We start from the raw sequence: 18,349 nt of genomic DNA, 5'->3' as shown, positions 1-18,349 counted from the left end.
AGTCACAGAGATTTCATGAAAATCATTGCGAAAGCGCTGAGTCCTCTTGCAATCGGAAGCAACAGCGCTATTAAGGCGCGCATGGCAACAAGGCGTGTCCGGCAAAGGTTTTTCAGCCGGATGTTCCTCCCCTTGAACGACGCTTGGTTACGGCAGACAGATTTCCGTAGCGCAAGGCGATGGCATGGAAACAGGCGGGCGCAATGAAGGTTTTCGCAGGCAATTCGAACCGGCACCTTGCCGAAGCGATCTGCAAGTATCTCAACGTTCCCTTGGGAAATGCCACCGTAAAGCGGTTTGCTGATCAGGAAATATTCGTAGAAATCAGTGAAAACGTCCGTGGCGAGGACGTTTTCGTCGTTCAGTCCACATCGTTTCCGGCAAATGATCATCTGATGGAACTGCTCATCATGATCGATGCCATGCGCCGCTCCTCGGCAAAACGCATCACGGCAGTGCTTCCCTATTTCGGCTACGCCCGCCAGGACCGCAAGGCCGGCCCCCGCACCCCGATTTCCGCCAAGCTCGTTGCCAATCTGATCACCGAAGCCGGTGCCGACCGCGTCTTGACGCTTGATCTTCATGCCGGCCAGATCCAGGGCTTTTTCGATATTCCGACCGATAACCTTTTCGCAGCACCGATTCTCGCTCGCGACATCAAGGAACATTACGACACCAACAACGTCATGGTCGTTTCACCTGACGTCGGCGGCGTGGTGCGCGCCCGCGCCCTGTCGAAACGTCTGGACTGTCTGCTAGCTATCGTCGACAAGCGCCGTGACCGTCCGGGCGAATCCGAAGTCATGAACGTTATCGGTGATGTTTCCGGCAAGGATTGCATCCTCATCGACGACATCATCGACTCCGGTGGCACGCTCTGCAATGCGGCCGAAGCGCTGCTGAAGAAGGGCGCCACCAGCGTCACCGCCTATATTACCCACGGCGTGCTGTCCGGCGGCGCAGTTGCCCGCGTGGCCTCCTCGAAGCTGCGCGAACTCGTCATCACCGACAGCATCCAGCCGACCACCGGTGTGCAATCCGCACACAATATCCGCGTCATCAGCACGGCGGGCCTGCTCGGCGAAGCAATCAACCGCACCGCACAGGAACAGTCGGTTTCCGGCCTGTTCGACTGACGCTGCCGTTACACATCATCTCAACGTCATCCTTGGGCTTGACCCAAGGATCTAGACACGTCAACGAAATCAAGCCGTTGCAGATCCTCGGGACAGGACCGAGGATGACGTCGGAGTGCTGGGTGAGGTTTGCCATTCATCGGATGACCCCCATACTTCATGCGCGTCCGAAAGGTCGTCGCCCTCGCCTCCCGGAAAACCATTGAAGCGTTAAAGCACGACCGCAAAAATCATTCTACGCCACTCAAGACGATGCCGCGCCCGCATCCGGAGGCCGTTGCAGGCGTGTGGCGGCGGCCTTGATTTTCGGCCACCATCGCTTGGCCCGGAGACGGACGGCATGGCTGCCATGACGCCACAGGCTGACCGTATCTGCGGTGACGGCATCACTCGTAAACAGATGGCGATGACGACCGATTGCCAGCGCCCGGTAGAGAAAGAGCGTCGTCAGGGCTGAAAACAGCACAGACATCACCACATCGCTGAGGAAATGCCCGCCGGCCGCGATACGAAGACCGGACATGAGGATGACCGCGCCGGCGGCGAAGCTGCCCATCACGACACGACCGGGCCATTGCAGGCGGGGCCAGACGAGCGCGCAGAGCGGCAGGAAGAAGCTGGCGATTAGCGCCGTTTCCCCCGACGAAAACGAACAGTTCGAAAAGCACTGGGTGCTGAACTGGAAGGGTGGTGTGAAAAGCTGCTGCCCGCCGAAATCGCTGACGCTGAACGGCCGGGCACGGCCGATATTGGCCTTCAACACGCCGTTGACCAGAAGCCCGGCGCACAAAACCACCGGCCCACAGAGGAAAGCCCAGACGCGCCAGCCGGTGCGCTGCTGGGAACCGAGCCGGATGTTGCCGATAAAGACGATGAAGGCCAAAATGGTGGCGAGTTCCGTCAGCTCGCGCAATGTGTCGCGAAACCACTCGGGAAGCGGTTCGCGGCCAGACCACAAATTTCCCTCGGGAGAGAAGAACAGCGAAGAGAACCCAAGATCGATGGAGGGGAAGGTCGCAAACAGGATGACAAGCGCCAGGGTGACGAACATCACCCAGATCGTGATCCGCATATGCGAAAGGTCATTGTCCATTAGCGCCTCCCGGAATGCATTGCGGCAGCAGGCGCCAGAGCCCGATTTCCCTGCCCTCGAGGAAACCCGGCCCGGCAGTCCAGCGTGCAACCGGCGCTTCGCCGGAAAGGCAGGTAGGCAGGCCATCCGCGCTTGCCAGAAACAGCGGGTTTTTCGCTTCACCGGCTTTCAGCGGGTAAAGAAGCGCGTAGTGGCTGGAAGGCACGCCCGTTTCCGGCAATGCGCGTGTCAGCAGCTGTTTTTCGTCCCGCAGCTGATAAAAAAGCTCGGCCAATATGGAGCGATCGGACGCGACGATGGCATCCGCCCCCGCTTCTTTCGCCCGAATAAAACCAGTAGACACCAATTCCGACCGGCCGAGATAACGCTTCATCGCCAGTTCGCCGCTCGGCAGGCGTAGTTGCGTCCCGGCAATTGTCATGACGGGCAGCGCGACGGCGACGACACCACCGAGCACAAGGGTGGAGACCGTCAGCCAGCGCCGGGATGCCAGCACCGGCACCGCCAGAAGCACCCCCGCGGCATAGGCCCCGACAGCCCAGTTGGCGAGCGCCCGCGACATCAACCCCTGTGCCGTGATCAACAGCACAATCGGCACCGAAAGAGCAACCAGCGCCCGGGTTTCAGCACTCTTGGCGCGCAATGTCGCAACGATCATGGCGACGAAGACGAACGGCCCGACAACACCCGCCTGCGAGAAGAAAAACTCGAGCGCCGGGCCAATTTTCAGCTGAATGCCATGCCAGTTGGCATTGTCAGCCGTATGGCGCGCGGTCATGAAATCATGCGCCGCATTCCACCACAGATTGGGAGCGATGACCGCGACGCAAACCAGAGCAGCGATCGCCGCATCCCGCAGCCGGATGCGCCAACCCGTGCAAAGCCAGCCAGCCGCGATGAAGCAGGGCAGAAAATAGATCATCGCGTATTTCGACATCAGGCCGAGGCCGAAACAGAGGCCGAGCGCGAGGCTCCAGCCCACCGCCGCCCTGCCCTCACTGCGGGCCTGCGCCAACTTGCGCACGCAGATCATCGACAGCACAATGAACAGCATCATCGGTGTATCGGTCGAGATCAGCAGGCTGCCGAGCGTCACAGCGGGCAATGTCAGATAGACGACCGCGGCGAGCGAAGCGAGCCTGGCCTCATAGATCATCCGCCCAAGCACAAGGATGGCCGCCGCCGCCACGCCATGGACCACAGGTGCGGCCAGCCGCACCTGAAAAGTGCCTTCGCCGCCACCCAGAATGCTGAACGCGCGAATGAGCCAGCCGATCAGCGGCGGCTTGGAATAAGCGCCGAGAGCCATCTCGCGGCCCCATAGCCAATATTGCGCCTCATCGACGAAGAGATCGGTGCGATTGAAGGCAAGACCGAGGACGCGCAGCGCCGTCACCAGCACGATGGCCGCAAGCGCCAGCGTCATCCATTGCCGCTGTTCGCTCGCCTGCGCATAGGGAAGAGCTGCTGCCCCGTCATGCATGCTGGCGGCGTTCTGCATGGATCAACCAGAGATTTCGGGCATAGATGAACAGCCCGGATGCCTGTCCGATGATAAAGACCGGGTCGCGGCGCCACACCGCATAGGACAAAAGCACCAACCCGCCGAGCACGGAAAAATACCAGAAGGCCACGGGAATGACCGAACGGTTGGCCCGTTCCGATGAAATCCACTGAACCAGAAAACGCATGGTGAACAGCATCTGGCCCATGAAGCCGGTCATGACCCAGAGAAATTCCTTCCAGCTGTTAACATGCAGCATGGACCATAGAGCCGGTGTATTCACGGCGATGTCTCCGTTTTGAAAGTTTCAGCCCAGCTTGCCCGCTTGCGCCGGCGCAACAGCCAGGCGACGCCGATCAGATCGTGGATGCCGACAAGCGCGCGGCCGATATTGGTGTAATGGGAATTGCCATGCTGCCGCGCCCGATGCGTCACGTCGACATGGGCGACCTGCCAGCCGTCGCGATTAAACAGCGCCGGGAAATAGCGGTGGTGATGATCGAAATAGGGCAAGGCGAGATAGGCGTCACGGCGGAAGGCCTTGAGGCCGCAGCCGGTATCGCGCGTGCCGTCCTTCAATATCCGCGCCCTCAGCCCATTGGCGAAGCGGGAGGAAAGACGTTTTCCAAGCGTATCGCGCCGGCCGACGCGCTGGCCGGCAACGAGCCCAAGGCGGCCGGTGCCATTGGCGGTAAGAAGCGGTGCAAGCAGCGCCGGCAGATTGTCCGGCGGGTTCTGGCCGTCGCCGTCAAGCATGCAGATAACTGGCGCGCGCGCCGCCTGCACACCACTATGGATCGCCGCCGACTGCCCGCCCTGGCGGTCGTGCCGCACCAGCCGCAACATGGGATAACGATCGCCAAGCGCAAGAACGGCGTCCGCCGTGCGGTCCGAGGAGGCGTCGTCTACCACGACGATCTCGAACTGGCCGACCGGCTGACACGCAGCCACGATCTCTGCCACGAGCGTCTCAACACTCGCTTCCTCATTGTGCATGGGCACGATAACGGCGAAATCAGGCGTCGATCGCAAAGTGGCTCCGTCATATCCGTCTGCGCGGGTTCCGCAAACATCATCGATTGTGGCAGGAGATGGAGCGCGAAAAGCTTGCATGAACATGAACGACCGTTGAACTTTGCACGGTATGCGCCCGTTCTGTTGCAGTTTTATTACGGGTACGACGCCTGAGCAGGTCGACGATTTTTTCGCGGTATGCGGGAAATAATCATACAAATTTCAGCCCTTTAACGTGGCCGTAAACAATTGTTGCGACGCTGCGGCAACGTTTTTTTGGGGGAGGAAACAGATGCCGGGTGCAAATCCGACTGCTGTCAGAGCTAAATCATTGTCAATCAAGGCTAAATTTGCGGCGCTCGTTACGGGCGCAACGCTGGTTTCCTGCCTGTCCGTGGGGCTGCTGTCCTATGAGATGGGCAAGTCGGGCCTGATCGACGCCAGTAAAATCAGGCTGGAGACGGTTGCAGGAAACCAGTCCAAGCAGCTGGACGCCTATACGCTGCGGGTTGAACAGAGCATTTCCGAACTGTCGCAAAATGCCGCGATCGCCCAGGCGCTGGAAACCATGACCAATGTCGTGCCGACGGAAAAGGATGCGATCATCCAGGCTTTCCGCCGCGAAGGTGTCTCCGAGGAAGAGCGCGCCTCCTTCAATGGCGAAGGATTGCGGCTGCTCTACGCCATCCGCCACGCAACGATCAACGCGACCATCGCCAGCGTCTGGCGCAACACCCGGGTCAGCGATATCTATGTGATCGACAAGACCGGGCTGATTATCTACTCCGTCACCAAGGGCAAGAACTTCCTGACCGATGTGAAGGACCCGGAGAACAGCGCGATCAAGGAATTGTTCGACCGCGTGGAAGCCGGCAAGGACGGTGTCGTCAGCACGACCGGATTTACCGGCGGAGCAAATGATGCGGCCATGGTCGGCATGCCGCTCGCGGTCTCCAACTGGGGGCAACTGCAGCGCAAGGGCGCCGTCATCATGCGCATTTCAGCCGACCGCATCGGTGCGGTGGTCACCCCTGAGGAAACCGGCAAGACCATCGACGACGCCGTTCTTCTGACGGCGGATGGCAAACGCCGGGCAGGCGTGCTTTCGGGCGGCGCAGATGCCGCCATTTCCGAAAGCCTCGCGGCCCTCTCCGGCAGCAGCGAAGCCGGAACGGTGATGGCGCATACGTCTGCGGGCAACATCTTCTATGCCTATCGCCCGGTCTCCGTCTTCGGACAGAAGCATCTTCTGGCCATCGGTCAGCAGGAAAGCAAGGTTCTCGCCGCCGCCAACGATCTGGCCTTCTGGGCTACGCTGGCGACACTGGCGGTGCTCGCCGTCATGACGCTTATCGGCATCTTCGTTTCCGCCAGCCTCACCAAGCCGCTGACCGGCCTTGCCGGGCTGATGGAGCGCCTGAACGGTGGTGAAAACAACATCGAGATCAAGGCGGTTTCCCGTGGCGACGAGATCGGCACCATGGCGCGCGCGCTGGAATCCTTCAGGCAGGGCATTCTCGACAAGCAGAACATGGAAGCCGAGTCGCATCGTAAGGGCGAGGAGCTGGACGAGGAACGCGCCCAGCGCGAAATGGAAAAGGCAAGAAGCGCCAAGGAACTGGAAGAGGCCGTCGATGCGCTTGCCTCGGGCCTTGCTCATCTTGCAGCCGGCAGGCTCGATCTTCGTATTGAAAAATCCTTCGTGCCGTCGCTCGATCATCTGCGCATCGACTTCAACAACTCCATGGCAGGGCTGGAAGCGACAATCTCCAATATCGGCGAAAGCGCCAATGCCATCCGCTCCGGTTCCGGCGAGCTGAAAAGCGCATCGGAAGATCTGTCGCGGCGCACGGAACGTCAGGCCGCCGCCCTTGAAGAAGCCGCAGCGGCACTGGGCGACATGACGCAGGCCGTCAATGTTTCGCTGTCACGCTGCGATGTCGCAGTCGGCACGACGGCGGAAACCATGCAGGACGCCCATAAATCCACGGCTGTCGTGAAAGAAGCGATCGTCGCCATGGAGCGGATCGAAACCTCGTCGTCGAAGATCCGCCAGATCATCGACGTCATCGACCAGATCGCCTTCCAGACCAACCTTCTGGCACTGAATGCCGGTGTGGAAGCGGCGCGCGCCGGTGAAGCCGGAAAGGGCTTTGCGGTCGTGGCGCAGGAGGTTCGCGAACTCGCCCAGAAATCGGCCGCCGCCGCGCGCGACATCACCACGCTGATCGCCACCTCGGCGGGCGATGTGGAAAGCGGCGTGGCTCTGGTGCTGAAGACCGGCGAAAGCCTGGAGCAAATCCAGAAACGCGTCCAGTCGGTCAGCGACCAGATCGGCGCGATTGCCACGGCATCGCGCGAACAGTCAGGCCGCCTTGGCGAGATCAATGCCTCGGTCAACGAACTCGATCATGTGACGCAGCAGAATGCGGCCATGGTGGAGGAAACCACGGCAGCGGCCTTCTCGCTGGCAAACGAGGCGGATGGCCTGACCGAACAGGTAGGGCAATTCTCCGTCGGCCATACCCAGCAGCGGGATCAGCGTTACGCGGCATAAGCCGTAACGACGAAAGGCCGGAGGCAAAACCTCCGGCCTTTTTGTTTGTACCGGGTTCCCAGGGGCCGAAGCCCCTGGGAACGCGCCGGCGGCTTGAGATCATGAAGAACCACCGCCGGCTTCCGGGGAGGAACTCAGAAGAAGCCAACCTTGTTCGGGCTGTAGGAAACCAGCAGGTTCTTGGTCTGCTGGTAGTGGTCGAGCATCATCTTGTGGGTCTCGCGACCAATGCCCGATTGCTTGTAGCCGCCGAATGCCGCACCCGCCGGATAGACGTGATAGCAATTGGTCCACACACGGCCCGCCTCGATGCCGCGACCGGCCCGATAGGCGATGTTGGTATCACGGCTCCAGACACCGGCGCCCAGTCCGTAAACCGTGTCATTGGCGATTTCGAGCGCCTCTTCCACCGTCTTGAAGGTGGTGACGGAAACAACCGGACCGAAGATTTCCTCCTGGAAAATCCGCATCTTGTTGTTGCCTTCAAAGATCGTCGGCTGAATGTAATAGCCGTCCTTCAGATCGCCAGTGAGCGTCTTGCGGTCGCCGCCGGTCAGAACCCTGGCGCCTTCCTTCTTGCCGATGTCCAGATAGCTCATGATCTTGTCGAACTGTTCCTGCGAGGCCTGCGCGCCCAGCATGGTCGACGGATTGAGCGGATCGTCCTGGCTGATGGCCTGAACCCGCTTGATGGCCTTTTCCATGAAGCGGTCATAGATCGATTCATGCACCAGCGCCCGCGACGGGCATGTGCAGACCTCACCCTGGTTGAGCGCGAAGAAGGCAAAACCTTCGAGCGCCTTATCAAGGAAAGCGTCGTCTTCGTTCATCACATCGGCAAAGAAGATGTTCGGCGACTTTCCGCCCAGTTCCAGCGTGATGTTGGTGACGTTGTCGGCCGCATAACGCATGATTTCCTTGCCCACCGAGGTGGAACCGGTAAAGGCGATCTTGGCGATGCGGTTGCTTTGCGCCAGTGGCTTACCCGCTTCGAGACCGGTGCCGTTGACGATGTTGAGCACGCCGGGCGGCAGCAGGTCCTCGATCAGCTCCATCACCAGCAAAATGGAGGCAGGTGTCTGTTCGGCTGGCTTCAGCACCACGCAATTGCCGGCGGCGAGCGCTGGCGCAAGCTTCCATGTGGCCATGAGGATCGGGAAGTTCCACGGAATGATCTGGCCGACGACGCCGAGCGGTTCATGGAAATGATAGGCGACCGTGTCGTTGTCGATTTGGCCGATCGTGCCTTCCTGTGCGCGGATGCAGCCGGCGAAATAACGGAAATGGTCGATGGCGAGCGGAATATCGGCATTGGTGGTCTCGCGCAGCGGCTTGCCGTTATCCCAGGTTTCAGCCCGGGCGATGAGGTCGAGATTGTCCTCGATACGCTGGGCGATCTTGAGCAGGATGTTGGAGCGCTCGGTTACGCTCGTCTTGCCCCATTTCTCCCTCGCCTTGTGGGCGGCATCGAGCGCAAATTCGACATCCGACGCGTCAGAGCGTGGAACTTCGCAGATCTTGTGGCCAGTGACGGGGGAAAGATTATCCATGTAGCGGCCGGATTTCGGCTCCACCCATTTGCCGCCGATGTAGTTGCCGTATTTCAGCTTGAAGGGCGCTTCGCCGGCTTTCTGCTGAACCTGAATATTCATGATTTCATCCTCCCTGATGAAAACGATCCGCGACGGATCGCATGAGAGGAAGGTGGGCCTGGATGGTGCGGGCCGGTAGAGGGGCGGCGCAGTTCCGCAGCGCACATTGTCTCACATCTGCGACAGACGCGCTGCGGGAAGGCTTAAACAGCCTCAATGCACGGCAAGCTTCTTCATCTTGCGATGCAGCGTGGCGCGGCTGATGCCGAGCAGGGATGCAGCCTGCGTGACATTGCCATTGGTGCGCGACAGAACCCGGCGCAGGGCCGAGCGCTCCGCTTCCGCAAGGTCGGAACCGCCGTCGTGACGTTCTTCCTGCAGAATATCCGCAGCGGGCAGACCCTGCGCGATGGCATGGTCGTCGAGCTTCAGCGCCAGACGTGCGGCACGCGTCGCGCCGAGAACGAGATCGTCCTGATCCACCGCCAGCAGCGAAAGCGCCGCGCCGAAACCGCTCGGCACAACGACGATGCGTGCTCCGGGAAAGGCCCGGCGGAAAAGATTGCCCTCGATGCGCTGCGCCGCATCCCTTACCGCCTGGGTGACGAAGGAGAAGGTCATCTCGTTGATGTCGTCGCGGCAGGTGGAAATATCGAGCGCCCCCGTCACCCGGCCAGTGTGATCGCGGATGGGCGCCGTGGTGCAGCAGAGTTCGGTGTTCGAGGTGAAGAAATGCTGGTCGCGATAGACCACCACCGAGCGCTCATCAACAAGTGCCGTGCCAATGCCGTTGGTACCGACGCTCGCCTCACTCCAGACCGCACCGGACCAGAGACCGAGGGCACGGAATTCCCGGTCGTCGGCGGCAGCACCGCGCCGTTCCAGCGCAACACCCTGCGCATCGGTCAAAAGCAGGCAGCAGCCGGATTTGCCGACACTGTGAAAGATGCGGTCGAGTTCATCAGTGCTTTCGGCGATCAGGCCCGCAGCACTTTCGCGGGCACGGCGAAACTCGACATCGCTCAGGAAGATCGGTTTACGGTTTTCCTCCGGCGCAAGTCGGTGCTTGACCATGCAACGACGCCATGAAGCGACAATCGGAGAACTTGCGGCTGCGGAACGGTGGCCCGCGGTTTCATAGACGCGGTCCGCATGGGCGATGTCTGTCGGCATACGCTCCTCCCAAAGCTTTTCGGCAATGGTGCGCTGGAAGCGTTCATGTTTCAACTAAAAACTTTGCGACCGGTATGGCCGGCCGCAACCGCGGGCTGCGGCCGGCCTAACGAACCGCCTTGAAGTAACGCCGGCCGTCGGTCGCGTCGGTTTCTTCCTCAACTGATAGGAACGTATCATCGACAAGATTGGCGATGGAGTTCAGCGGACCGGGCTTGCCGAAAAAGAAGCCCTGCACCTGCAGGCAGCCTTCGCGGCGCAGGAATTCGATATGGGCCTTGGTCTCCACCCCTTCCGCCAGCACCGGGATGTTGAGGCTGTGCGCCAGAATGAGGGTCGAGCGAACGATCGCCTCCGACTGCACATTGGTCGACAGGCCATCAATGAAGGCGCGGTCGATCTTGATCTTGTCGAAAGGGAAACTCTGCAGCGTCGACAGCGAGGAATAGCCCGTGCCGTAATCGTCCATGGCAATCTTTACGCCGAGCGCCTTGAGTTTGCGGATCGTGATGAGCGCGTGGCGATGGTCAGCAATGATGCTGCCTTCGGTGATTTCCAGCTCGAGCCGTTCCGGCGCAAGTCCCGTCTCCAGAATGATCTTCTCCACCTTTTCGGGGAAATCATTATCCGCGAGCTGCTGCGGCGCAACATTCACGGCGATGGAAAGCGACTTCTTCCACAGCGCGGCCTGCGCGCAGGCTTCGCGAAGAACCCATTCGCCGAGTTCAACGATGAAGCCGGTCTGTTCGGCAATCGGAATGAACTCAGCGGGAGAAACCATGCCCCGTTCGGGATGTTTCCAGCGCAAAAGCGCCTCGAAACCGACAATGCTGCCGCTTTTGGTATCGTTCTGCTGCTGGTAATAAAGCTCGAATTCCTTGTTGGCGAGACCACTGCGCATGGCGATGGCAAGCGCGTTGCGCTCGCGGGCAGCCTCGTCCATGGATTTGTCATAGAAGCAGATCGTATCCGAACTGCCGCCTTTTGCCCGATACATGGCGACATCGGCCTGCGCCATCAGCGTGTCGGCATCAATGGCGCCGCTGTTGCGGACCGATATGCCCACACTTGCGCCCACGGAAAATGTCTGCCCGTTCCACTCGACCGGCTTGCTGATCTGTTCGATCAGTCGCTGGGCGAATTCCGCGCCGTCGCCACGGGTATAATAGGAATGGGTCATCGCCACGAATTCATCGCCACCCATGCGGGCCAGAAACTCCCCGGCCTTCAGCACGGAACTCGCCCGGTCGGCAATGGCGCGCAGCACCGCGTCCCCCGCCGCGTGACCGTGCACGTCGTTGATTTCCTTGAAGCGGTCGAGATCGATGGACAGAAGTGCGGTATGCGCGCCCAGGGAAATATGACGCGTGCGACGGTTGAGATGTTCGATGAAAGCCGCGCGGTTGGGAATGCCCGTCAGCGGATCGTGCAGCGAAAGATGGCGATAGCGGGCAACCGCCTGCTGAGTGGACTGGGCATCGATGACATAGGTGGAAAGTCCGAGCGCCAGCAGCAGAAGCGTGACCGCGATGGCACCTCCGCCCATAATGGCCGGCGGCAGCAGATTCTCCGGAATGACGACGCGAGGATCAAACGCGAAGGACATCGAGGCCATGCCGGTATAATGCATCGAGGCGATGGCCAGGATCAGAAACGTTACCGCACTATATTGGCAAAAGCGGTTGAGGGGCCGCGCCACTCGGTTGACCGCAATCGCGCCCAGCACCGCGCCCAGCACCAGCGAGGCGATGACATAAGCCTGGTTCCAGAAAATCACGCCCTGCACATTATAAGCGGCCATGCCGGTATAATGCATCGCCGCGATACCAAGACCGAGGATCATGCCACCCGCTTCCACCAGCGCGCTGCGTCCGGCATAGGCGGAAATGCCAAAGCCGGCAGTTGTCGTGACAATGGCCACAAGAAGCGACAGTCCGGTCAGATAGGGATCGTAACCCACCTCGCCCGCCGCGGAATAACCCAGCATCGCCACGAAATGGGTGGTCCATATCGCAGCACCACCATTCACACCCGCCAGAAACAGCCAATTGACCTTCTGCAGCCCGGTCGCCAGGCGCGCCCTCGAAAAAAGACGTATCGTAACGAAGCTTCCCAGCATGCAGACGAAGACCGCTGCAATGGTATATCGGAAGTCATGATCGATGGCGAGGCACTGGAGAACTGTCAGCATTATCATCTACACTATTGGAATTTTGTGCAGCTTTATCATTTGCCAGGTTTTCAGCGGGTTTATATGCATGGATAAGCATATATTAAAAGTTGCAACAAACGAGTGAATTAGTTGCAACTAATAAAATCAGGACTACGCCCTCGTGAAAAACGGGCCGCTCTTGTCTTTATGGTCCTTTTGTATTATAGCGCCCGCACCCGTGTAGACACCCTTGGAGGCAACGCGGGCGGGATGGCTTTTAAGCCTCTCCAGTTCAGCGCCTGCGGGCATGAACTCTCCATATAACCTCGAAAGGAATTGCCATGAGCAAAGAATCGTATGAGCTCAAGGCCGAGGCGCGCGAACGAGTTGGTAAGGGGTCCTCTCGTGAACTTCGCCGCAACGGTTTGATTCCCGCTGTCATCTATGGTGACAAGCAGGCCCCCATTTCTATCGCACTCTCGACCAATGAAGTCACCAAGCGTATCCACGCTGGCGGTTTCATGACGACGGTTGGGACGATCGACGTCGACGGCAAGAAGATCAAGGTTCTCCCGAAGGACTACCAGCTTGATCCGGTCCGCGACTTCACCATGCACGTCGACTTCCTGCGCGTTTCGGGCAACACGCTCGTCAACGTTGAAGTTCCGGTTCACTTCGAAAACGAAGAAAAGTCGGACATCAAGATCGGCGGCGTTCTGAACATCGTTCGCCACACGGTGGAATTCCACTGCCCGGCCAACGACATTCCGGAATTCATCACCGTTGATCTCTCCGGTCTGAAGATCGGCGACAACGTCCACATTTCGAATGTGAAGCTGCCGAAGAACATCACGCCTGTCATCGCCGACCGTGACTTCACGATCGCAACGATCATTGCTCCGGCTGCAGGCGTTGCAGAAGAGACGACCGAAGAAGCTTCCGAGGAATAATCGGCGGCCGCAAGGCCGGATAGCTTTGGACATTGAGGCCCGTTCCGTTTTCGGAACGGGCCTTTTAGTTTTTGTGAACTTTAAAGACAGAAAGCTTGCCGCCAGCCCATGATGCGGGACCTGTTTCAGTGTCGATTAACACTTCCATGAAAAGATACCCTTGCGCTGTCGTGGAAACTTCGGACGGATGAAAACGGGGCGCAAAATTCCGGGGCAAAGGGTAGCTGCAATCAAACATGGCTCATTCCGTCGAAAGCCGCTTTATCGCGATTGTTTCCGGCGCACTTCTTACAGTGGTCGCTCCGCTCTTTACCCTTTTGCTGACGCTCTCCTATCACGAGGCCATCCGTAGCCAGCGCAATCACCTTGAGATTCTGCTGTCGACAAATGCGCAGGCGCTCGCCCGCCCCCTTTGGGATATGGACGACGACACCATAAATCAGATTACCGGAACCCTTGTTTCCGATCCGACGATCAAGATGGTCGAGGTCAAGGATACGTCCGGCCAGCTCGATATCGTGCAGACGGCCGGCAGCGGTTTTATTCAGGATGCCGCCTCAACGACGCGCGAGGTAACCTACAAGACGACGAAGGGCACTGTTACCGTTGGCGAACTGACGGTCTATTACGACAATGTCAGCCTCCTCACCTCTCTCAGCCGCACCGAGATGGCTTTCATCACCATTTTCGTTCTCGCCATTCTCACCATCGTCCTGGCGGCCATCGCCGGCAACCGCTTCATGGTCATCCGCCCGCTGATGCGGCTTGCGGCAGCGATAGAGGCGACACGGCGTCTCGGCTCCCGTCACCATGTCGACTGGCGCTCGAAGGACGAAATCGGCCGGCTGGCGAAAAGCTTCAACGAAATGCAGACCCAGCTTGAAAAGGAAGAGCTGGAGATCAAGAACGCCCATGAACGCAAGACGGAGATCTACAACCGCACACCCGCCATGCTGTTCTCGCTCGACAGGCATGACCGGATTGCCGCCGTCAGCGATTATTGGGTGCAGGCGACCGGTTACGACCGCGCGAAAATACTAGGCCTGAATTTCGCCGACCTCATCCACCCGGATGACCGGCCCCTGTTCCAGCAGCGCAAGGCGGCACAACAGTCGCCGGACGCCCCACATACCGGCATTACGGTCCGCTTTCATTGCATGGACGGCGGCGTCATGGACGCCCTCATTCTCGAGAAAGCCCTCGATTCCAGCGATGCCACGCAGCAGAGCACATGCCTCTGCGTCATGACTGACGTGACCGAACTGCGCCAGTCTGAAAAACGTAACCGCCAGCAGGCCATTTCCGACCATCTGACCGGCCTCTTCAACCGTCAGGGTTTCGAAGCGATTCTCGACCTGCAAATCCGCGATGCGGACAGGAACGGCAGCGAACTGGCCTGCCTCTTCATTGATCTGGACCGGTTCAAGGCCATCAACGACAATCTCGGCCATGCTGCGGGCGACGCGGTTCTGCGCGAATTCACGCTGAAACTCGAACCGCTACTGACGCCGCTCGACAGCGCATCGCGTCTGGGCGGCGACGAGTTTGCCATTCTGCTTGCCGGCCACACGGTGGAAGAGCGCGCCCTGCAGTTCTGCGAGCGGATCTGCGCCATACTGGATACGCCTTTTGAGATCGGAAGCAACAGTATCCGCCTTAGCGCCAGCATCGGCATGGCCGTCTATCCCCTGCATGCAACCAGCGCCTCCGAGCTTCTGCAGAATGCCGACATGGCCATGTATAGCCGCAAAAGAACGGGCAAAAACGGCTCACAGATCTTCGATCCCTCGATCATGGACCGGGCGCGCGAATATGCCGAACTGGAGAGGGATATCGCACAGGCGCTTTCCGAAGACTGGTTCGAGGCGCATTTCCAGCCAATTCAAGACCTCTCGACCGGCGGAACGGCGGGTTTCGAGGCTTTGCTGCGTCTCAATCACCCGGAAAAGGGTCTGCTCTCCCCCGCCGCCATCATCAGCCTTGCGGAAGAGAACGGCACCATCAATCGCATCGGCAATGTCATCCTCGATCAGTCGATCGCCAATCTTGCCAGGCTGTCGCGCCTGCCGGGCATGGAACAGACCTATGTGGCGGTGAATTTTTCGCCGCTACAGTTCGAACCGGGATTGCCGACGCGGATCGCCGGCGTGCTGCACCGGCACGGCATCCTTCCCAAACGGCTGGTCATCGAGATAACCGAGGCCGTCATCATGAAGGACGACCCGCAAATCCGGGCGATCCTCAACGCCATTCACCAGTTGGGCTGCCGCATCGCGCTGGATGATTTCGGCACGGGTTATTCCTCACTCAGCTATCTCAGCCGTTTTCCGGTCGATATCGTCAAGATCGACCAGTCCTTCACCCGCTCCATCTGCGACGACGCGGTGGAAATCAGGCAGCGCAACCGCATGCTGGTCGAAGGCATAGCCGCCATCTCGCACAAGATGAACTGCACCGTCATCGCCGAGGGCGTCGAGACGGAAGAGCAGAAGGAACTTCTGACGGAAATAGGCGCCGATTACGGACAGGGCTATTTCTTCGCAAGGCCACAGCCCGTCGAAAGGCTGATCACTACATTGGACACAATATCCGATATTGGCCGCATTGCGGCACGGCAAGCGTGAGGCGGTGGAGACAGCCATGGGATTGATCCGCATTTGTCTGATCTTTCTTGCTCTCGCACCCCTGTTTGCCCCATGGCCGGCCAGCGCGGCCAAGCTTTTCCTGACGACCGAAGTCTATCCTCCGTATAATCTGCAGGCCGCCGACGGCAGCGTGCACGGCGTCTATTTCGACCAGCTGAAGATCCTGCTGGAGGAAACCGGCACCAGTTACGAAGTCGCTGTCATGCCGTGGGCGCGGGCAATTGCGCTCGCCACGACACAGACCATGCATTGCGTCTTCGCCACGGCGCGAACGCCGGAACGGGAAAAACTCTTCAAATGGGTCTCGCCGATCCACACCGACCGCAACATTCTCGTGGCGCGCCGCAAGGCGGATATCAATGTCTCCAGCCTTGAGGACGCGAAGAAATATCGCGTCGGCACCCAGCGCGGCGACTATACCGAAACCCTCTTGGAAACGCTCGGTTTCCCGCAGGTGGATGTCGGCGCGGATTTCCAGATCACGCTTCATAAATTGAGAGCGGGGCGCATCGACCTGATGCCCATGTCGGAGAGCACCTTCAAAAGCCTGCCGGCCGATACCTTCAGGGAAGTGATAACGCTTTCGCGGCAACAGCTGGGACTTGCCTGCAACAAGAGTGTTCCCGACGCGGTCATCGCGAAATTGCAGGCACGGCTGGACAGAATGATCGCCGACGGCGCGCAACAGCGGATATTCGACCGCTATAATCTCGTCAGCCCCTGACATCCTTCAAATATTGCCCAAATCGATAAAATGATTGACAGCCAGCGGATTTCGGGGTGGTGACAACAGCATCATCAGGTAAAAATGCGGACATGCCCCATGAAGATCATCGCAGGACTTGGTAATCCCGGCGCACAATATGCGGGAAACCGCCACAATATCGGTTTCATGGCCGTCGACGCATTGCAGCGCCTACCCTCCTTTTCGCCGTGGGCGAGAAAGTTCAAGGCGGAGATTTCCGAAGGTGAAATCGCCGGCGAGAAGGTTCTGCTGATGAAGCCGCTCACCTATATGAACCTTTCCGGCGAATCCGTCGGCGAAGCCATGCGCTTCTTCAAGCTTACATCGGGCGACATCATCGCCATCCATGACGAGCTCGATCTTCTCGCCGGCCGCACGCGCATCAAGACGGGCGGCGGCCATGGCGGCCATAACGGTCTGAAATCGCTCGACGCCCATTGCGGCAAGGAATACCGCCGCCTGCGCCTCGGCATCGGCCACCCCGGCGACAAGGAACGCGTGCACGGCCATGTGCTCGGCGATTTCGCCAAGGCCGACCGGGTCTGGCTCGATCCGCTTTTGGACGCCATTGCCGACAACGCCGCCATGCTGGTGAAGGGTGAAGATTCGCAGCTGATGAACAAGCTAGCGCTGGCCACGGGCAGCAAGCCGGAAGCCGAAAAGCCGGTGAAGGCGGCCAAACCCGCCGGGCAGTCCCACATCCATCAGGCGCGCAACAGCGCCCAGCCGAAAAAGCTGCCGGAAACGGGGCCGATGGCAGAAATGCTGAAGCGAATGTTCGGCAAGAAGGACTAACTCGAATGCCTTCAGAGACCATTGTCCTGCGCGAAGCCGGTCCCGGCGATCTGCCTGGCCTGCTTGAACTTTACCGGGCGCTCAATCCATCGGACCCCGAATTGACGGCGCAAAAGGCTGGTGCGCCCTTCACCGCCATGCTTGAGCAATCCGGCCTGACGGTGTTTTTGGCAATGCATGACGGAAAACCGGTTGCGACCGCTACGCTTCTGGTTGTTCCAAACCTGACGCGTGCCGCCCGCCCCTATGCCCTCATCGAAAATGTAGTGACGCTGGAGGCCCAGCGCGGTCGGGGATATGGCCGCATGGTCGTGCGCCATGCCATCAAGGCCGCTTTCACCGCAAACTGTTACAAGGTCATGCTGCTGACGGGCCGCGACGACCCTGCGGTTCATGCCTTTTACGAAAGCTGCGGTTTTGTGCAGAACAAGACCGGCTTTCAGATCCGGCAGGACTAATATTCACTCTTCCGGTTCCGTGGTGAACATCAGTGGAAACCCAGCCTCCTTGCCAAGATCGGTCGCTTCCCTGGCCTTGGTCTCGGCGATGTCGCGCTCACAGACGACAACCACCGCGCTGCCGAAGCGATGCGCCGTCATCATCACCCGATGGCCGGTTTCCTCGCTCATGCGAAAGACGGCCTTCAGCACCACGGTGACAAAGTCGCGCGGCGTATAGTCGTCATTCAGCAGCATGACCTTGTAGAGCTTCGGCCGCTCCAGCTTCGGTTTGACTTTCGGTTTCGGTTTGAGATCGACAGGACTGTCACTCATGATTGTCGCTCATCATGGTCGTTCACGGGGAAAATCCCCTTGGCTAGCGAAAGATCGTTTGATCCACTTATATTGCGCCGCAACCGTACCATCGACAAGCCCGGTGCGGCGCTCGCGCGAAATTCCGACCCATTCGCAGGGCTTTGCCGGCCCAAATCGGCCCGCGGGCTTGACCTTGCCCTGCCCATTCCGCAAAAGGCTCCTCAACGAATTCTTTCAA

The 18,349-nt window shown here is 59.4% G+C and carries 15 protein-coding genes; 7 read left to right on the top strand and 8 right to left on the bottom strand.

Going from position 1 to position 18,349, the window contains the following annotated elements; all coding sequences use genetic code 11:
- The first annotated feature begins 203 nt into the window (after window positions 1–203).
- Entirely contained in the window at window positions 204–1,136 is a 933-nt protein-coding gene (locus tag FCH38_RS07780; protein WP_046798416.1) for a ribose-phosphate pyrophosphokinase, read from the top strand.
- 244 nt (window positions 1,137–1,380) lie between these two features.
- On the opposite strand, the gene FCH38_RS07775 is transcribed toward FCH38_RS07780, so the two are convergent.
- Genes FCH38_RS07775 through FCH38_RS07760 form a run of 4 tightly spaced genes read right to left on the bottom strand, consistent with a single transcriptional unit; the run spans window position 1,381 to window position 4,852 of the window.
- Window positions 1,381–2,229, bottom strand: coding sequence for a phosphatase PAP2 family protein (locus FCH38_RS07775; RefSeq protein WP_149900054.1), 849 nt, complete (start codon window positions 2,227–2,229; stop codon window positions 1,381–1,383).
- On the bottom strand, window positions 2,219–3,730 hold the full coding sequence (locus tag FCH38_RS07770; protein ID WP_174373406.1) for an ArnT family glycosyltransferase: 1,512 nt from the start codon (window positions 3,728–3,730) through the stop codon (window positions 2,219–2,221). Before FCH38_RS07770 ends, FCH38_RS07775 begins: the two co-directional genes overlap by 11 nt.
- On the bottom strand, window positions 3,705–3,992 hold the full coding sequence (locus FCH38_RS07765) for a lipid-A-disaccharide synthase N-terminal domain-containing protein (RefSeq protein ID WP_142840682.1): 288 nt from the start codon (window positions 3,990–3,992) through the stop codon (window positions 3,705–3,707). The genes FCH38_RS07770 and FCH38_RS07765 overlap by 26 nt, the downstream gene beginning before the upstream one ends.
- A 20-nt stretch (window positions 3,993–4,012) precedes the next feature.
- Window positions 4,013–4,852: a glycosyltransferase family 2 protein gene (locus FCH38_RS07760; protein WP_149900053.1), complete on the bottom strand. Its 840-nt coding sequence runs from the start codon at window positions 4,850–4,852 to the stop codon at window positions 4,013–4,015.
- A gap of 187 nt (window positions 4,853–5,039) precedes the next feature.
- On the opposite strand from FCH38_RS07760, the gene FCH38_RS07755 reads away from it, so the two are divergent.
- Window positions 5,040–7,304 (top strand): methyl-accepting chemotaxis protein, encoded by a 2,265-nt coding sequence (locus FCH38_RS07755; protein WP_174373405.1) that lies wholly within the window; start codon window positions 5,040–5,042, stop codon window positions 7,302–7,304.
- Between the two features lie 134 nt (window positions 7,305–7,438).
- On the opposite strand, the gene adh is transcribed toward FCH38_RS07755, so the two are convergent.
- The 3 genes from adh to FCH38_RS07740 form a co-directional block, all read right to left on the bottom strand.
- A complete protein-coding gene (gene adh / locus FCH38_RS07750; protein ID WP_153514973.1) occupies window positions 7,439–8,956 on the bottom strand; it encodes an aldehyde dehydrogenase in 1,518 nt (505 codons plus the stop codon).
- A 153-nt stretch (window positions 8,957–9,109) separates the two neighbouring features.
- Window positions 9,110–10,069, bottom strand: coding sequence for a helix-turn-helix domain-containing protein (locus FCH38_RS07745; RefSeq protein WP_149900296.1), 960 nt, complete (start codon window positions 10,067–10,069; stop codon window positions 9,110–9,112).
- 106 nt (window positions 10,070–10,175) lie between these two features.
- On the bottom strand, window positions 10,176–12,260 hold the full coding sequence (locus FCH38_RS07740; RefSeq protein WP_174373404.1) for a putative bifunctional diguanylate cyclase/phosphodiesterase: 2,085 nt from the start codon (window positions 12,258–12,260) through the stop codon (window positions 10,176–10,178).
- A 302-nt stretch (window positions 12,261–12,562) separates the two neighbouring features.
- Between FCH38_RS07740 and FCH38_RS07735 the strand changes: the two genes are divergently transcribed.
- The 5 genes from FCH38_RS07735 to FCH38_RS07715 all read left to right on the top strand — a co-directional run bounded on the left by FCH38_RS07735 (window position 12,563) and on the right by FCH38_RS07715 (window position 17,814).
- A complete protein-coding gene (locus FCH38_RS07735) occupies window positions 12,563–13,171 on the top strand; it encodes a 50S ribosomal protein L25/general stress protein Ctc (RefSeq protein WP_149900049.1) in 609 nt (202 codons plus the stop codon).
- Between the two features lie 236 nt (window positions 13,172–13,407).
- Window positions 13,408–15,795 carry an EAL domain-containing protein gene (locus FCH38_RS07730; RefSeq protein ID WP_174373403.1) on the top strand — a complete coding sequence of 796 codons (2,388 nt, stop codon included), beginning with the start codon at window positions 13,408–13,410 and terminating at the stop codon, window positions 15,793–15,795.
- Window positions 15,796–15,811: 16 nt separating this feature from the next.
- Window positions 15,812–16,540: a substrate-binding periplasmic protein gene (locus tag FCH38_RS07725; RefSeq protein ID WP_174373402.1), complete on the top strand. Its 729-nt coding sequence runs from the start codon at window positions 15,812–15,814 to the stop codon at window positions 16,538–16,540.
- 99 nt (window positions 16,541–16,639) lie between these two features.
- Window positions 16,640–17,356, top strand: coding sequence for an aminoacyl-tRNA hydrolase (gene pth / locus FCH38_RS07720; RefSeq protein WP_174373401.1), 717 nt, complete (start codon window positions 16,640–16,642; stop codon window positions 17,354–17,356).
- 5 nt (window positions 17,357–17,361) lie between these two features.
- On the top strand, window positions 17,362–17,814 hold the full coding sequence (locus tag FCH38_RS07715; RefSeq protein ID WP_174373400.1) for a GNAT family N-acetyltransferase: 453 nt from the start codon (window positions 17,362–17,364) through the stop codon (window positions 17,812–17,814).
- A 3-nt stretch (window positions 17,815–17,817) separates the two neighbouring features.
- Here FCH38_RS07715 and clpS read toward each other — a convergent pair whose 3' ends face one another.
- The gene (gene clpS / locus FCH38_RS07710; protein WP_149900044.1) at window positions 17,818–18,129 is read right to left on the bottom strand and encodes an ATP-dependent Clp protease adapter ClpS; all 312 of its coding nucleotides are present in this window, start codon (window positions 18,127–18,129) and stop codon (window positions 17,818–17,820) included.
- Window positions 18,130–18,349 lie beyond the last annotated feature (220 nt).

The organism is Agrobacterium tumefaciens, assembly GCF_013337285.1.
Classification (GTDB): Bacteria; Pseudomonadota; Alphaproteobacteria; order Rhizobiales; family Rhizobiaceae; genus Agrobacterium; species Agrobacterium burrii.
This window is presented reverse-complemented; position numbering and strand designations above follow the sequence as displayed.

Bases quoted from the DNA above. Each gene is read 5' to 3' on its own strand.
- FCH38_RS07780 (WP_046798416.1), top strand. From the start codon at position 204: ATGAAGGTTTTCGCAGGCAATTCGAACCGGCACCTTGCCGAAGCGATC.
- FCH38_RS07775 (WP_149900054.1), bottom strand. From the start codon at position 2,229: ATGGACAATGACCTTTCGCATATGCGGATCACGATCTGGGTGATGTTC.
- FCH38_RS07770 (WP_174373406.1), bottom strand. From the start codon at position 3,730: ATGCAGAACGCCGCCAGCATGCATGACGGGGCAGCAGCTCTTCCCTAT.
- FCH38_RS07765 (WP_142840682.1), bottom strand. From the start codon at position 3,992: ATGCTGCATGTTAACAGCTGGAAGGAATTTCTCTGGGTCATGACCGGC.
- FCH38_RS07760 (WP_149900053.1), bottom strand. From the start codon at position 4,852: ATGTTCATGCAAGCTTTTCGCGCTCCATCTCCTGCCACAATCGATGAT.
- FCH38_RS07755 (WP_174373405.1), top strand. From the start codon at position 5,040: ATGCCGGGTGCAAATCCGACTGCTGTCAGAGCTAAATCATTGTCAATC.
- adh (WP_153514973.1), bottom strand. From the start codon at position 8,956: ATGAATATTCAGGTTCAGCAGAAAGCCGGCGAAGCGCCCTTCAAGCTG.
- FCH38_RS07745 (WP_149900296.1), bottom strand. From the start codon at position 10,069: ATGCCGACAGACATCGCCCATGCGGACCGCGTCTATGAAACCGCGGGC.
- FCH38_RS07740 (WP_174373404.1), bottom strand. From the start codon at position 12,260: ATGCTGACAGTTCTCCAGTGCCTCGCCATCGATCATGACTTCCGATAT.
- FCH38_RS07735 (WP_149900049.1), top strand. From the start codon at position 12,563: ATGAGCAAAGAATCGTATGAGCTCAAGGCCGAGGCGCGCGAACGAGTT.
- FCH38_RS07730 (WP_174373403.1), top strand. From the start codon at position 13,408: ATGGCTCATTCCGTCGAAAGCCGCTTTATCGCGATTGTTTCCGGCGCA.
- FCH38_RS07725 (WP_174373402.1), top strand. From the start codon at position 15,812: ATGGGATTGATCCGCATTTGTCTGATCTTTCTTGCTCTCGCACCCCTG.
- pth (WP_174373401.1), top strand. From the start codon at position 16,640: ATGAAGATCATCGCAGGACTTGGTAATCCCGGCGCACAATATGCGGGA.
- FCH38_RS07715 (WP_174373400.1), top strand. From the start codon at position 17,362: ATGCCTTCAGAGACCATTGTCCTGCGCGAAGCCGGTCCCGGCGATCTG.
- clpS (WP_149900044.1), bottom strand. From the start codon at position 18,129: ATGAGTGACAGTCCTGTCGATCTCAAACCGAAACCGAAAGTCAAACCG.